The sequence below is a fragment of the Limibacillus sp. MBR-115 genome (assembly GCF_040549425.1).
Lineage (GTDB): Bacteria > Pseudomonadota > Alphaproteobacteria > Kiloniellales > CECT-8803 > Limibacillus > Limibacillus halophilus.
On sequence record NZ_JBEPTJ010000001.1, the window covers coordinates 516,787 to 530,875 of the forward strand.

Sequence of the window (14,089 nt, forward strand, 5' to 3'; positions counted from 1 at the left end):
CTACGGTCTCATGATCTGAGCCGTTTCTTAGGATCGGTTTTTTGTCCGGGCCACACGAACATGCAATTGTCTGACGCGTGAACCGATGAGCTGCATTGCGAACAACAAACATCAAGAGAGTCGGAAATGAACCGCCCCACCCGTTTTCTCGTCCGCATGGTTATCTTCTTGCTTTTGGTCGGTGGCGCCGGTGCGGCCCTCTATCCCAGGCTATCAGGCGCATTCGGAGCCAACGTTGTGCTCAATGGCCTGATCCTTTTCGTGTTGGCGCTTGGCATCATCTTTATCTTCCGCAATGTTTTGATGCTCTTTCCCGAGATCAGCTTCGTTGAAAAGCTTCAGCAGGAAGGCCGCGATGGCCCGAATCTCGTGATGCCGGGTAGCGTAACCTCCGAACGCGCACCGCATTTGCTTGGACCGATGGTTACAATGATGGGCGAGCGCAAGGGGCGCCTGACCCTGTCGGCCATGACGTTGCGCACGCTACTGGATGGCATTGCCAGCCGCATAGAGGAAGTCCACGAAATTTCCCGCTACCTGATCGGCTTGCTGGTCTTTTTGGGCTTGCTGGGGACTTTCTGGGGTTTGCTTGAAACGGTCGGCGCCGTCGGAGAAACAATCCAGAACTTGAGCGTCGAGGGCGGCGATGCAGCTGGCCTGTTCCAGGATTTGAAAAGCGGACTTGCAACGCCGCTGTCAGGTATGGGTACGGCGTTCAGTTCCTCCCTTTTTGGCCTCGCCGGTTCCCTGGTTCTGGGCTTCCTAGAGCTACAGGCAAGCCAAGCTCACAACCGCTTCGTCAATGACCTGGAAGAATGGCTGTCCGGATTGACCAAACTTGGCGGCGGCGGCCCGATCGGCGACGGCGAGCATTCCGTTCCCGCTTACATCCAGGCCTTGCTGGAGCAGACCGCCGATTCCCTGGACAATCTGCAACGCATCATGGCACGCGGTGAAGAAAACCGTGTCTCACTGGATCGGGACTTGGCGTTGTTGGCCGAGCGCATGCAACAGATCACCGATCAAATGCGCGGCGAGCAACAGGTGCTTAAGTCGCTGCTGGAAACCCAACATCAACTGCGCCCGGTTTTGCAACGTCTGGCCGAAGCCGATCTGGCGGGCGGTGGCATGGATGACGCCACACGCGACCACATACGCTCCATGGATTACCGCTTGGAACGTATTGCCGGGGAAATCGGCAAGGGACGCGGCGAGATCGTTCAAGAGATGCGCAACGAGATTCGGCTTTTGGCCCGCACGATAGCGGCCCTGGCCGAGGATCCAGAGCGCTAGGCCCATGTATAATCTTCGACGTGGCGGCGGTCGACGCGCGGTCAACATCTGGCCCGGTTTCGTGGATGCCCTGGCGACACTGCTGCTCGTTATCATATTTGTGCTGTTGGTCTTCGTGGTCGCTCAATTTTATCTCTCGACGGCCCTGTCGGGACGTGAACAAGCGCTCAAACGGCTACAGTCGGAGATATTGGAACTAACCGAGATGCTGTCGCTGGAACGCTCGGCCAACGCGGACCTTCGGGTCAATGTGGCGCAGCTATCCTCGGAACTGCAAAGCTCCCTGAAAGCACGCGACAGCCTGACTAACCAGCTAGCGGCGCTTGCAGGAGAACGCGACGAATTGCGCGGCAAGCTCCAAGCGTCCGAGCAACGCATTGTGATCCTGGACGCCGAAACCGCCAAACTACAGGACCAGAATCGCGACCTGCAGGCTGACATCGACGCCCGAATCGCCATTTCCGCCGAGCTCTCGCAAAAGCTCGAAGACGCCTACAAGACGATTGAGGCCGACAGGGAAAAGATTGAGGTTCAGATCACCGAGCTGGCGACGCTCCGGGAATTGCGCGATTCCCTGCGCCAGGAAGTTGCCGGACTGCAAGCAACGCTGGAATCGCGTCAGGCGGCAACAGAGGAACTGCGCCAGGAGCTGGAACAGGCCTACGCGGCCATCGATGCGAGCGAACGCAAGGTTTCGCTACAGGTCGAAGAACTTGCCATTCTGCGTGACCTGCGTGACCAGCTTCAACGCGAGGTCGCCGCTCTCGACGCCAAGATCGAGGCCGCCCGCACTGCCCAGGAAGATGCCGACCGTGATTTGGAAACCTTGCGTGACCAGCTTGTCTCCACGACCAGCGCTTTGGGGCGGCAGGTGGAAATGACCGAGGAAGCCAAGGCGCAAATTCGCCTGATGAACCAGCAGCTGGCTGCCCTGCGCCGTCAACTTGCCAGCCTGAATGCGGCCTTGGAGGCTTCCGAAGCCCTCAACCGCGAACAGGAGGTGCAGATCGTCGATCTGGGGCAACGCCTCAATGCAGCGCTTGCTACCAAGGTTCAAGAACTCGCCCGCTATCGATCGGAGTTCTTCGGCCGTCTGCGTGAAGCGCTGGGTGATCGACCGGATATCAGGATCGTCGGCGATCGTTTTGTGTTGCAATCAGAGGTGCTCTTCAATACCGCCGAGGCCGAGATCGGCGAAGACGGTCGCGCGCAACTGCATCAACTCGCCGAGACATTAAAGGAGATCGCAGCTCAGATTCCCGCCGATCTTGAATGGATTCTGCGGGTTGACGGGCACACCGACCGCCGACCGATTGCCACACCGGAGTTCCCCTCGAATTGGGAACTATCAACGGCGCGTGCCCTGTCGGTCGTCAAATTCCTGGTTGCCGAGGGCATTGCGCCCGAGCGCCTCGCGGCCACCGGATTTGGACCCTACCAGCCACTCGCAACCGGCGATAACGAACTCGCACTCAGCCGGAACCGGCGGATCGAGTTCAAGCTGACTGAGCGCTAAGGCCCTTTTTGCGGCACGAGATGAGCTGCCATGTCGTGATTGAGCTTGCCTTTATTGTGGATATGCCTAACTAGGGCGGATGCGCCCGACAACCATAGACTCCTCGACCTCCTCCGACGGTCACTGGAAAACCCTGCGGCAGTTATTGCCTTATCTCTGGCAAGCAGATTCCCGCGGTTTAAAGCTGCGCGTGGTAATGGCGCTTAGCTTGCTTGTCGCTGCCAAGCTGACGAACATTTACGTGCCGCTGATCCTCAGGAATGCGGTCGACAGCCTCTCTGCACCGGACGCCAGCCTAATCGTAGCGCCGGTCGGTTTACTTCTCGCCTACGGAGGCGCGCGGGTCGGCGCATTGGCGTTCGGCGAGTTGCGCGACGCGCTTTTTGCCCGCGTAGCACAGAACGCAATCCGCCAAGTCGCCCTAAAAACCTTCAGGCACTTACATGCCTTGTCACTGCGGTTTCACCTTGAACGCCAGACCGGCGGCCTGACACGCGCCATTGATCGTGGCGTCAAAGGTATCGAGTTCCTGCTCTTCTTCGTCCTGTTCAACGTTCTGCCGACACTGTTGGAGGTCGGCCTTGTAGCGGGCTTGCTATGGTGGCTTCTCGACTGGCGCTTCGCGGCCGTGACGTTGCTCACCATCGTTGGATACGTCGTTCTAACCTTCAAGATCACGGAATGGCGCATTGGCCTGCGCCGTGCCATGAACGACGCCGACAACGTTGCCAATACACGCGCTGTCGACAGCCTTCTGAACTATGAGACGGTCAAGTACTTCGGCAATGAGGAGCACGAAGCCCGGCGCTTCGATAAAGGGCTACTGGCTTACGAGAAAGCTGCGATCCGCAGCCGCACCAGTTTGTCGCTCCTCAACGTCGGGCAAAGCCTCATCATTTCGCTTGGCATCACCCTCATGATGATCCTGGCCGCCGTGGGCGTCGCGGACGGGTCACTCTCGTTGGGCGACTTCGTCATGGTCAACGCATACCTCTTGCAATTGGCGATGCCGCTCAATTTCTTGGGCACCGTTTATCGCGAAATCAAGCAGTCCCTGGTCGATCTGGAGATGCTCTTTCGCCTTGGCGCGGAGGAAGCCGAGATCAAGGATCGCCCAGGCGCCGAGGAACTGGTCGTTCAGGGCGGCACCGTGATTTTCGAGGACGTGCGTTTCAACTACGACCAGCGCCGCAAAGTCTTGAAGGGCATCTCCTTTACCGTCCCTGCCGGCAAACGAACCGCCATCGTGGGGCCGAGCGGCGCAGGAAAGTCCACGATCTCTCGGCTGCTGTTCCGCTTTTATGAGCCCGACAGCGGCCGGATTCTCATCGACGGCCAGGATATTGGCACCGTCACCCAAAGCAGCCTGCGCGCCGCTATCGGCATCGTACCCCAGGATACCGTCCTGTTTAATGATACGATATACTATAACATTTCCTATGGCCGCCCCAGCGCACCCAGCGAGGATGTCGAGGAGGCAGCCAAGTTAGCGCGCATCCACGATTTCGTCTCGCAACTCCCCGACGGCTATGACACCGCCGTGGGCGAGCGCGGGCTAAAGCTCTCCGGTGGAGAGAAGCAACGTGTCGCCATCGCACGGGCTCTGTTGAAGCGTCCGGCGATCTTCCTGTTCGACGAGGCCACCTCTTCGCTGGATACCGCAACCGAACGTGACATCCAACGATCACTCTCCGATGTATCACGCGACCGCACGACGCTGGTCATTGCCCACCGTTTGTCGACGGTGATAGATGCGGACGAAATCATCGTCCTGCGAGATGGCGAAATCGCAGAGCGGGGCCGCCATGCCGAATTGCTGTCGCAGCGCGGTGTTTACGCCGAGATGTGGGCTCGTCAGCAAAGTGGCGAGGAAGAGGATCGCGGACTTTCCATTCGCAAGGCTTCCGAGATGATGGCGAAGCCGGAAAGCACAGGTTAACCTTGCTCCCGCCATGGCACAGACGAATCGGATAGACATCTTCTTGCCGCAGCCGGTCGCGGAGCAACGCCTATGAACGCCCCGGAATCCCTATTGAATCAAGCCAGGAACGGTGATCGTCGCGCATTGGGCCGCGCCATCACCCTGGTCGAGTCTACACGGCGCGATCACCGGGAGCAGGCGCGGCGCTTGTTGGAAGCCGCCCTACCGGAGAGTGGCAAGGCGATCCGCCTTGGTATCACCGGCACGCCCGGCGTTGGGAAGTCGACCTTCATCGAGACCTTCGGCCTTCATCTCCTGGAAGCCGGGCGCCGTGTTGCTGTGGTCGCGGTCGACCCCTCCTCCAAGCGGGGCGGCGGCTCGATCCTGGGCGACAAGACACGCATGCCCGAGTTGTCGCGGAGCCTTGATGCCTTCATCCGTCCCTCCCCCACCGCTGGTACGCTGGGCGGCGTTGCACGCCGTACCCGCGAAACGATGTTGCTGCTGGAGTCGGTGGGTTACGACGTGGTCATCGTCGAGACCGTAGGCGTCGGTCAATCCGAGACAGCCGTGGCTGAAATGGTCGACATGTTCCTGCTGTTGCTCTCCCCTGCTGGCGGAGACGAGCTCCAGGGCATCAAGAAGGGCGTGGTTGAACTGGCCGATCTCTTCCTCATCAACAAAGCAGACGGCGATCTGGAGAAGGCTGCCCAGCGCGCAGCTGCGGAATATCGTCACGCCTTGGGACTCCTAAAGCCCAGCTACAAGGATTGGCAGCCGAAGGTTCAGCTATGCTCGGCCCTTACAGGCGCGGGCATCAGCAAAGTTTGGGAAACGGTCACCGCATTTCATGAATCATTGGCGCCGAGCGGTGCGCTTAAGGATAGACGCGCCGCGCAAGCACAGGCTTGGTTCTGGCAAACACTCGAAGAAGGATTGTTGCAGACTCTCAAGGACGATCCTGCCGTCAAAGCGGCCCTTCCCGCATTGGAAGGTGCGGTGCGTGACGGAACCACAACGCCGACGCTGGCTGCCGAGGATCTGCTTGCTCGATTTTTGCGCAGATCCTGACCTTGGGACCGCTTTCAGCTTGACGCACAAGTGCCAAGACCGTAAAAAGCGGCCTCAATCGGGCGCTTCCCTAGCGAAGCGCTCGTAGAGTTTTAGGAAATTCGACGACTTCAAACGACCAGATAACGGGATTTAGAATCATGGCACGACGTTGCGCCTTCACCGGCAAGGGTGTGCAGACCGGCAACAATGTCAGTCACGCAAACAACAGGACCCGTCGCCGGTTCCTGCCGAACATGCAGGACGCCGCGCTCTATAGCGAGGTCCTCCGCAAGGCTGTCCGCGTGCGCCTGACGACCAGGGCGATTCGTACGATCGAGCATAATGGCGGTATCGACGCATTCCTGCTGTCGACCCCGAATTCCAAGCTTGGTCAGGATGCACTCGTGCTGAAGCGGGCCATCGCCAAGGCGAGCGCCAAGCGCGAGGCAACCGCCGCCGCCTGAGGCCGCGACTGCTATATAGCCGATCAGACGGGCCCGCTACTCACCTGAGTTGCGGGCTCTCTTTTATTTTGCGGGTTTGTAGCCTTGCTCACAAATTCGTGAAGTCCTTACCTTTGAAGCCTTCTCTCGCATAAGCTGCCATAATCGCCCCTTTGGGTTGTTGCCGCATAGTGTATGGAGAGTTTCATGGTCCCACTACAACGCCGTTCACTGCTCGCCGGTATCGCAAGTTTGCCGCTCGCCACAGTCCTAGCCGATCCACGGCTGGCGCGGGCAGCAGCGGAGGAAACGCAAACAGTCACTATCACGACGCCCAGCGGCCATAAGGTTTCCGGGGCTCTTGCACTGCCGGAGGCCAAGCCGGCGCCCACCGTTCTGCTAATTCATGAATGGTGGGGTCTCAATGACCAAATCAAGACAATGGCCGTTGAATTCGCCAAGCAGGGATATGTCGCGCTGGCGGTCGATCTGTACGGTGGCAAAGTGGCCATGGCGGATGACCGCGACGCAGCCAAGGCGCTGATGAGCTCTGTCGACGGCAGCGTGGCGACAGAAACCCTGACCGCCTGGGCCGAATGGCTGCGGACCCATGAGTCCAGCACAGGCAAGCTTGGAATGGTGGGATGGTGCTTTGGCGGCGGCTGGTCGCTCAATGCCTCCATCGCCACACCTGTCGATGCTACGGTTATCTATTACGGCCGCGTCAATCGTGCGTCGGAGGATTTGGTCAACTTGAAGGGACCAGTGCTGGGACATTTCGCGACGCGCGACGGTTTCATCAACAGCGATATGGTTGGCGAATTCGAAAAGATGATGGCCGAAGCGAAGAAGTCCCTGGAGGTCCACTGGTATGTCGCCGACCACGCCTTCGCCAATCCAACAGGCAGCCGCTATGACGAGGAAGATGCGGCGCTGGCTTGGACCAGAACGCTGACGTTCCTCGCCCGCAATCTGAAGGGTTAGCGGCAGTTCCATCCTTCGAAACAAAGGCTGCGTCACCTCCTCGGAAGGAGGAGCGTGATGGCGGATCCAAACGAAAAAAGGGCCGGCCTCCCGTTCGGGGAAGTCGGCCCTTCAGTCTTGCGGTGTTGTTTAGGCGATCAGCCGTCAGGCGGCTTTCTGCTCAATCGCCTTGGTTTTGGTCGCCGCGCTCTCGATCTGGACGGTGCGGGGCTTCTTCGCCTCCGGCACTTCACGCGCCAGCGCGATATGCAGCAGTCCGTTCTCAAGCTTGGCGCCGGTTACCTTGATAAACTCCGCCAGGTCGAAGCGGCGCTCGAAGGTACGGCTGGCGATGCCGCGATGAAGATAGGTCACCTCTTGCGGTTCAGCTTTCTCCTTCGTTTCGCCACGAACGACGAGATTCCCGTCGGAAACGGTGATCTCTAGTTCATCCTCGCCGAAACCGGCCACCGCCATGGTGATGCGGTAGTCGTCTTCGCCAAGCTTTTCGATGTTGTAGGGTGGGTAGCCAACGGCCTGCTCATCGAGGCGGGTCATCCCGTCCAAAAGACGGGCCATCCGGTCGAAACCAACCGTTGAACGCAATAGTGGCGTGAGATCATAGCTTCGCATGACAATAGTCCTCCTTAACGTCGAAGCGACTTACTGACCCTCTGGCGCAACGGATACCGAATTGGTCATCCGCGGCTCTGGGGCCGTCAAAGGGCGGAACCCGACTATTCGGCGTCCCGTCCGAAACCTATTTGGGGTCGGAAAAAATCAGCGTCAAGAGGGAATTTTTCGAGAGGGTGCGCGGCGTACTCAGCCGACGCAAAAAAGCCCTCGGGTCGCCGCTGATACGGCGCCCCGAAAGGCTTTTGACTTACCGACGGTAAGGCGTCGAACTTAGGACTTAAGGCCGAGACCCTGGAAACGCTTGTTGAACTTGGCAAGCTGGCCGCCGCTATCCATGAGGCGGTGCACGCCCGTCCAAGCCGGATGCGTCTTGGGATCGATGTCCAGACGGAGGGTATCGCCCTCTTTGCCCATGGTTGAGCGCGTCTCGAACTCGGTGCCGTCCGTCATGATGACTTTAATCGTGTGGTAGTCTGGGTGAATGTCTGTCTTCATCGGTTCTGCTCCTGAAGTGGCGGTTTCTATAGCCGAGGTACGAAGCCAAGGCAAGGCCCGCGATCCAATTTTTCCCTGGAACTTGAGCCAAGCCAGGCAATGAGATAGCAATAAACCGTGCCGCCATTGTCAGGTTGGCCGATTCCCGGACCCAAAACGACGAAACCAGGAAAAGCAGGACACGCCGGACAATGATGCGCGAACCCTCATCCGCCGACGACCCATCACACGAAGATAAGCCGCGAAAAAAGGACTTGCGGCCGCTGGCGCGGCTCTGGCCGTTCCTCTTGCCTTACAAGAAGAACATCATCTACGCCCTTCTCGCGGTGCTGTTCTCCGTATCCATCGTGCTGACTGTTGGCTGGGGCATCCGCTTTCTGGTCGATACCGGTCTTTCCGAGGGCAGTATCGCACTCCTCAACAAGGCCGTGATCGGTCTGTTCTTCCTCGTCCTCCTATTGGCCATCTCGGTTTACTTCCGCTTCTATAGCGTCACGTGGCTCGGCGAACGGGTCGTGGCGGACATGCGGCGTGCGGTTTTTGATCATGTGGTGAAGTTATCGCCGGCGTTTTACGAGATTACCAGAACCGGCGAAGTACTCTCGCGGGTCACCACCGACACCACACTTCTTCAAGTCGTCGTCGGCACCTCCCTACCTATCGCCGTACGCAATGTGCTGCTGTTCATCGGCGGCAGCATCGCTTTGTTCGTCACCAGTCCGAAACTCACGCTTATGGTCTTCCTGGTGCTGCCGCTGGTCATTCCGCCCATCATCATCCTGGGCAAGAAGGTGCGCCGCCTCAGCCGCGAATCCCAGGACCGGGTTGCGGATGTGGGAAGCCGTCTGAATGAAACGCTGTACGGTATTCGCGTCGTGCAGGCCTTTGGGCATGAAGCCCGCGAACGCAACCGCTTTGCCAGTGAGGCGGAGGAAGCCTTCCAGTCGGCTGTACGCCGCACCAGGGCCAGAGCCGGGCTCACTGCCATTGTCATTCTACTGGCGTTCTCGGCGGTCGCTTCCGTGCTGTGGGTTGGCGGTTACGATGTGATCGAAGGCAGACTCTCGCCCGGCGACCTCTCTGCGTTTGTGTTTTACTCGATCATCGTTTCAGGCTCTATGGGCGCGTTGTCCGAAGTTGTCGGAGATCTGCAACGCGCCGCCGGCGCAACCGAACGCATCTATGAATTGCTGGAAGTGGAGCCGGATATCATCGCTCCCACGCAGATCGTACCTTTGCCGGTGCCACCGCGGGGCGAGGTTCATTTCCGGAATGTGACCTTTCGCTACCCCTCCAGACCGAGGGATGCCGCACTCGATAGGTTCGATCTGACCGTGGGTTCTGGCGAGAAAGTCGCTCTCGTGGGTCCCTCCGGCGCGGGAAAATCGACGGTTTTCCAATTGTTGCTGCGATTCTACGACCCACAAGAGGGCGAGATTCTGTTTGACGGCGTCGATCTGCGAGCCGCTGATCCCGGCCACCTGCGCGCGCGCATTGGGCTGGTGCCTCAAGAACCTACGATCTTCTCGGCCACGATCGCCGAGAACATCCGCTATGGCCGTCCCGACGCCAGCGACGAGGAAGTCGAAGCCGCTGCCACCGCCGCCTATGCAACGGAGTTCATCGACACGCTGCCCGAGAAATTCGAAACCTTTGTCGGCGAGCGCGGTGTGCGTCTGTCCGGCGGCCAGCGCCAGCGTGTCGCCATTGCCCGCGCCATCCTTCGTGACCCGGCCCTTCTTTTGCTGGATGAAGCAACCAGTTCTCTTGACGCTGAGAGCGAGCGGATGGTGCAGCAGGCCTTGGAGCGCCTGATGAAGGGCAGAACCACCTTGATCATTGCCCACCGCTTGGCGACCGTTAAGAAGGCGGACCGTATTGAGGTGATTGACAATGGCAGCATCGTCGATCGGGGAACTCACGAAGAACTGACAGCCAGAAGCGGGCTATACGAGCGGCTGGCGTCGCTGCAGTTTCAAACCAGCGGGGACCTGGATACCGCAGCCTCTTGATGTTCGATCAAGCTGCTTTGCGCAGCCTGCGAACCAGCCCCAGGACTTCCTGGGCAGCAGTGGGAATGTTGGTCCCGGGCCCATAGATGGCGGCTACTCCGGCATCCTTCAGGAAGCTGTAATCCTGTTGCGGTATCACGCCGCCGCAAATCACGACGATGTCCTCCGCGCCCTGATCGCGCAGAGCCTGGATAAGTTGCGGCACCAATGTTTTGTGCCCGGCTGCCTGGCTGGAGGCGCCGATAATATGGACATCGTTCTCCAAGGCCTGGCGGGCCGCCTCTGCAGGCGTTTGGAACAGCGGGCCGATGTCGACATCGAATCCCAAGTCGGCAAACGCGGTGGCGATAATCTTCGCCCCGCGATCATGGCCGTCCTGGCCCAGCTTGACGACCAGCATGCGCGGCCTACGACCCTCTTCGTTTGCAAAGGCCTCCACATCCCGGCGAATGGCCTGGAAATCCTCGTCTTGATCATAGGCCGAGCCATATACGCCTGAGATCGATTGGGTCGTCGCCTGATAGCGCCCGTAGACCTTTTCCAGGGTGCTGGATATCTCACCGACCGTCGCTCGGGCGCGGGTGGCGACGACCGCCAGTTCAAGCAAGTTACCGTCGTCGGTCTCCGCGGCCTTGGCCAAAGCCTGGAGCGCCTGCTGACAAGCCTGCTCATCACGCTCGGCGCGGATGCGCTTCAAGCGTTCAACCTGGCCCTGCAAGACCTTTGTGTTATCGATATCCAGGGCCGGAACCGCGACATCCTCCTCCGGCTGATAACGATTGACGCCGACGATGGTTTCCTCGCCCCGGTCGACGCGCGCTTGCCAGCGGGCCGCCGACTCCTCGATGCGCAGCTTGGGCATGCCGCTCTCGACCGCCTTGGTCATACCGCCCATCTCCTCGACCTCGGCAATCAGCGCCTCGGCGTGCTGGACTAAACTGGCGGTCAGGCTTTCGACGTAGTAACTGCCGGCCAGCGGATCGACGACCTTGGTAACGCCGGTTTCCTCGGCCAGGATGAGCTGTGTGTTGCGGGCGATTCGCGCGGAGAACTTGGTCGGCAGGCCAATGGCCTCGTCGAAGGAATTGGTATGCAGCGACTGCGTGCCGCCCAGAGCAGCCGCCATCGCCTCATAGGCGGTGCGGATGATGTTGTTGTACGGGTCCTGCTCGGTCAGGCTGACCCCCGATGTCTGACAATGTGTCCTGAGCGCCAGGGAACGCTCGTCCTTTGGATCGAACTGCCGCATCATCTTGGACCAGAGGTAGCGCGCCGCCCGCAGCTTGGCGACTTCCATGAAAAAGTTCATGCCAATGGCAAAGAAGAAGGAAAGACGTGGAGCAAAGCGATCGACGTCCAGCCCGCGTGAGCGAGCGACCCGCACATACTCCAGTCCGTCGGCCAAGGTAAAAGCAAGTTCCTGGACCGCCGTCGCTCCGGCTTCTTGCATGTGATAGCCGGAGATCGAGATTGAGTTGAAACGTGGCATATGCTCGGCGGTAAAGGCGATGATATCGGCAACGATCCGCATAGAGGGCCGCGGCGGGTAGATATAGGTGTTGCGAACCATGAACTCCTTGAGGATGTCGTTCTGGATCGTTCCGGCAAGTTGTGCATGGGGGACTCCCTGCTCTTCTCCAGCCACGATGTAACCCGCCAAAACCGGCAACACAGCGCCGTTCATGGTCATGGAAACGGTCATCTGATCCAACGGAATGCCATCGAATAGGATCTTCATGTCCTCAACCGAGTCGATAGCGACGCCGGCCTTGCCAACATCGCCGACAACACGGGGGTGATCGCTGTCATAGCCCCGGTGTGTCGCCAGATCGAAGGCGACCGATAGGCCTTTCTGACCTGCTTTCAGATTGGCCCGGTAAAAGGCATTGGAATCCTCGGCGGTTGAGAAGCCGGCATACTGGCGGATAGTCCAGGGTCGACCGGCATACATGGTCGCCTTGGGGCCACGAAGATAGGGCGCAAAACCGGGTAGCGATCCCAGCGTTTCCAATTCGGCCAGATCAGCTTCGGTGTAAAGCGGTTTGACCGCAATGCCTTCTGGTGTTTGCCAAGTAAGGTCTGAAGGGCTCTTTCCCTTCAATTCCTTTTGCGCCACCGCCTCCCAATCGGAAAGCGTCTTCTTGTCGAAACCGGCCATGCCACCGTCCTTGCCATCATCCCTCGGGCAGGACCCTTAGCTTTTCAGCTCAGGCCCGCCTATGTCGCAGTGCAATAATTTTGCCACTATAAGGCCGTGCCGCGGTCCGCGTCCATATGTCAGGGATTCGCACCGCTGTTACCGGTTAGCGCCGATGATCCGCGCCGATGGCCTCCGAGAGGCTTGCGTACCCATCCCGGCGTAAGAAGTCCGCCAAGCCCTCCTTTATCTCCGCGATCAATTTTGGCCCCTGATAAACAAGGCCGGTGTATAACTGAACCAGGCTGGCCCCGGCGCGTATCTTCGCATAGGCGTCCGCGGCGCTGAAAATGCCCCCGACGCCTACCAGCGGCAACTTCCCTGCGGTCAAATGGTAGAAATCGGCCAGAACCTTTGTCGAAGGCGCAAAGAGCGGCCGTCCGGATAGACCGCCGGTTTGGTCTTTATTTTCACTCCGCAGGCCGGGTGGGCGTTCGATGGTGGTATTGGAAACGATCAAACCGGACAATTCGGTCGCAAGCGCAACCTCGGCGATGTCGGCCTTGTCCTGTTCGGTCAGGTCCGGTGCGACCTTAAGCAGCAGCGGTGGTTGGCTTGCCAATCGGCGGCGCGCAGCCTGCACCGCTTCTATCAACTTTTGCAGGCTTTCCCGGCTCTGCAATGCACGCAGGCCTGGCGTATTGGGCGAGGATACATTGATGACGAGATAGTCCGCGTAAGGCCCCAATGTTTCAACGCCCATGCAATAGTCGGCAGCAGCGTCGTCGCTGGTCTTGTTCTTGCCGAGATTGACACCCAACGGTGCAGTAAGAGCGGGTTGTCCTGAATTGCGCAGGCGCGCCAGACGCGCGGCCACCCGGGTCATGCCCTCGCTGTTAAATCCGTAACGATTTATGACCGCCTCGTCTTGCCGAAGCCGGAAGACCCGCGGCCGCGGATTGCCGGGTTGAGGCTGGGGGGTGACGGAACCGATCTCCACCAGTCCCAAACCCAGGCCGATCATTGGCCGCACCGCCTCGGCATGTTTATCAAAGCCCGCCGCGATACCGACCGGATTGCGGAAGGTGAGCCCCCAGACGTCCAGTTGTAGGATCGGATCGTCCGTGTACCCGCCAGCAGAGGCCAAACCGGCTTGCAATGCCCGGATCGTCAGCCGGTGCGCCCGCTCGGGATCGAGCGATGCCAGCAGGGGAGCCGCAAGGGAATAGAGCCTAGTCACGCGCGCTCAGTAAGCCTCCGGAAACAGGTGTCGCCCTTCGGCATCCAGATGCAATGGCCAGGTTCGGATAACCGCCGTCAAGGGTAGCGGGCCATAAAGGTGCGGGAACAAATGACCACCGCGCGACGGCTCCCATTTCAAGGCATCACCAAGCCGCGCCGGATCGACGGCGATCAACACCAGATTATCCTGTCCGGCGCGGTGCTTCGCCGCACTCGCCTCAACCTGTTCAGCGCCGGAAAAATGGATGAAGCCATCGGCCCGATCTTGCGATGAGCCGAGATAGCGGCCTTCCGCTTCAGCGGCCGCCCATTCGTCAGCGCGACAGATATGATAGATGCGTTTGTTCTCCATGGCGGCGCAGACTAGCCCAAGGCAGT

The 14,089-nt window shown here is 59.5% G+C and carries 12 protein-coding genes; 7 read left to right on the forward strand and 5 right to left on the reverse strand.

Features of this window, described 5'->3' with window-relative positions:
* Positions 1 to 126: 126 nt before the first annotated feature.
* From ABIE63_RS02450 to ABIE63_RS02475, 6 genes are all read left to right on the forward strand, one after another.
* Complete coding sequence (locus ABIE63_RS02450) at positions 127 to 1,293, forward strand: flagellar motor protein MotA (protein ID WP_183415609.1); 1,167 nt, start codon at positions 127 to 129, stop codon at positions 1,291 to 1,293.
* A gap of 4 nt (positions 1,294 to 1,297) precedes the next feature.
* Entirely contained in the window at positions 1,298 to 2,809 is a 1,512-nt protein-coding gene (locus tag ABIE63_RS02455) for a peptidoglycan -binding protein (RefSeq protein ID WP_354502503.1), read from the forward strand.
* Positions 2,810 to 2,888: 79 nt separating this feature from the next.
* Positions 2,889 to 4,748 carry an ABC transporter ATP-binding protein/permease gene (locus tag ABIE63_RS02460; RefSeq protein ID WP_354502505.1) on the forward strand — a complete coding sequence of 620 codons (1,860 nt, stop codon included), beginning with the start codon at positions 2,889 to 2,891 and terminating at the stop codon, positions 4,746 to 4,748.
* A gap of 72 nt (positions 4,749 to 4,820) precedes the next feature.
* A complete protein-coding gene (gene meaB / locus ABIE63_RS02465; RefSeq protein WP_354502507.1) occupies positions 4,821 to 5,801 on the forward strand; it encodes a methylmalonyl Co-A mutase-associated GTPase MeaB in 981 nt (326 codons plus the stop codon).
* Positions 5,802 to 5,941: 140 nt separating this feature from the next.
* Complete coding sequence (gene rpmB / locus ABIE63_RS02470; protein ID WP_183415613.1) at positions 5,942 to 6,247, forward strand: 50S ribosomal protein L28; 306 nt, start codon at positions 5,942 to 5,944, stop codon at positions 6,245 to 6,247.
* 186 nt (positions 6,248 to 6,433) lie between these two features.
* On the forward strand, positions 6,434 to 7,210 hold the full coding sequence (locus ABIE63_RS02475) for a dienelactone hydrolase family protein (RefSeq protein ID WP_354502509.1): 777 nt from the start codon (positions 6,434 to 6,436) through the stop codon (positions 7,208 to 7,210).
* A gap of 144 nt (positions 7,211 to 7,354) precedes the next feature.
* On the opposite strand, the gene ABIE63_RS02480 is transcribed toward ABIE63_RS02475, so the two are convergent.
* On the reverse strand, positions 7,355 to 7,822 hold the full coding sequence (locus tag ABIE63_RS02480; RefSeq protein WP_354502511.1) for an Hsp20 family protein: 468 nt from the start codon (positions 7,820 to 7,822) through the stop codon (positions 7,355 to 7,357).
* A 273-nt stretch (positions 7,823 to 8,095) separates the two neighbouring features.
* A complete protein-coding gene (gene rpmE / locus ABIE63_RS02485) occupies positions 8,096 to 8,320 on the reverse strand; it encodes a 50S ribosomal protein L31 (RefSeq protein WP_183415616.1) in 225 nt (74 codons plus the stop codon).
* Positions 8,321 to 8,511: 191 nt separating this feature from the next.
* Here rpmE and ABIE63_RS02490 point away from each other — a divergent pair, with 191 nt between their 5' ends.
* Positions 8,512 to 10,332 carry an ABC transporter transmembrane domain-containing protein gene (locus ABIE63_RS02490; protein ID WP_183415617.1) on the forward strand — a complete coding sequence of 607 codons (1,821 nt, stop codon included), beginning with the start codon at positions 8,512 to 8,514 and terminating at the stop codon, positions 10,330 to 10,332.
* Between the two features lie 7 nt (positions 10,333 to 10,339).
* Here the strand turns inward: ABIE63_RS02490 and scpA are convergent, their stop codons facing one another.
* The 3 genes from scpA to ABIE63_RS02505 all read right to left on the reverse strand — a co-directional run bounded on the left by scpA (position 10,340) and on the right by ABIE63_RS02505 (position 14,063).
* Positions 10,340 to 12,490, reverse strand: a complete 2,151-nt coding sequence (scpA, locus tag ABIE63_RS02495) for a methylmalonyl-CoA mutase (RefSeq protein ID WP_354502514.1) — start codon at positions 12,488 to 12,490, stop codon at positions 10,340 to 10,342.
* A gap of 145 nt (positions 12,491 to 12,635) precedes the next feature.
* Positions 12,636 to 13,709: a quinone-dependent dihydroorotate dehydrogenase gene (locus ABIE63_RS02500; RefSeq protein WP_354502516.1), complete on the reverse strand. Its 1,074-nt coding sequence runs from the start codon at positions 13,707 to 13,709 to the stop codon at positions 12,636 to 12,638.
* Positions 13,710 to 13,715: 6 nt separating this feature from the next.
* Positions 13,716 to 14,063: a DUF952 domain-containing protein gene (locus tag ABIE63_RS02505; RefSeq protein WP_354502518.1), complete on the reverse strand. Its 348-nt coding sequence runs from the start codon at positions 14,061 to 14,063 to the stop codon at positions 13,716 to 13,718.
* Positions 14,064 to 14,089: the final 26 nt, after the last annotated feature.

What these genes read in the sequence shown, in the direction of transcription:
- ABIE63_RS02475 (WP_354502509.1), top strand. Translation starts at nt 6,434, where the DNA reads ATGGTCCCACTACAACGCCGTTCACTGCTCGCCGGTATCGCAAGTTTG.
- ABIE63_RS02455 (WP_354502503.1), top strand. Translation starts at nt 1,298, where the DNA reads ATGTATAATCTTCGACGTGGCGGCGGTCGACGCGCGGTCAACATCTGG.
- rpmE (WP_183415616.1), bottom strand. Translation starts at nt 8,320, where the DNA reads ATGAAGACAGACATTCACCCAGACTACCACACGATTAAAGTCATCATG.
- rpmB (WP_183415613.1), top strand. Translation starts at nt 5,942, where the DNA reads ATGGCACGACGTTGCGCCTTCACCGGCAAGGGTGTGCAGACCGGCAAC.
- ABIE63_RS02460 (WP_354502505.1), top strand. Translation starts at nt 2,889, where the DNA reads ATGCGCCCGACAACCATAGACTCCTCGACCTCCTCCGACGGTCACTGG.
- ABIE63_RS02505 (WP_354502518.1), bottom strand. Translation starts at nt 14,063, where the DNA reads ATGGAGAACAAACGCATCTATCATATCTGTCGCGCTGACGAATGGGCG.
- ABIE63_RS02490 (WP_183415617.1), top strand. Translation starts at nt 8,512, where the DNA reads ATGATGCGCGAACCCTCATCCGCCGACGACCCATCACACGAAGATAAG.
- ABIE63_RS02450 (WP_183415609.1), top strand. Translation starts at nt 127, where the DNA reads ATGAACCGCCCCACCCGTTTTCTCGTCCGCATGGTTATCTTCTTGCTT.
- scpA (WP_354502514.1), bottom strand. Translation starts at nt 12,490, where the DNA reads ATGGCCGGTTTCGACAAGAAGACGCTTTCCGATTGGGAGGCGGTGGCG.
- meaB (WP_354502507.1), top strand. Translation starts at nt 4,821, where the DNA reads ATGAACGCCCCGGAATCCCTATTGAATCAAGCCAGGAACGGTGATCGT.
- ABIE63_RS02480 (WP_354502511.1), bottom strand. Translation starts at nt 7,822, where the DNA reads ATGCGAAGCTATGATCTCACGCCACTATTGCGTTCAACGGTTGGTTTC.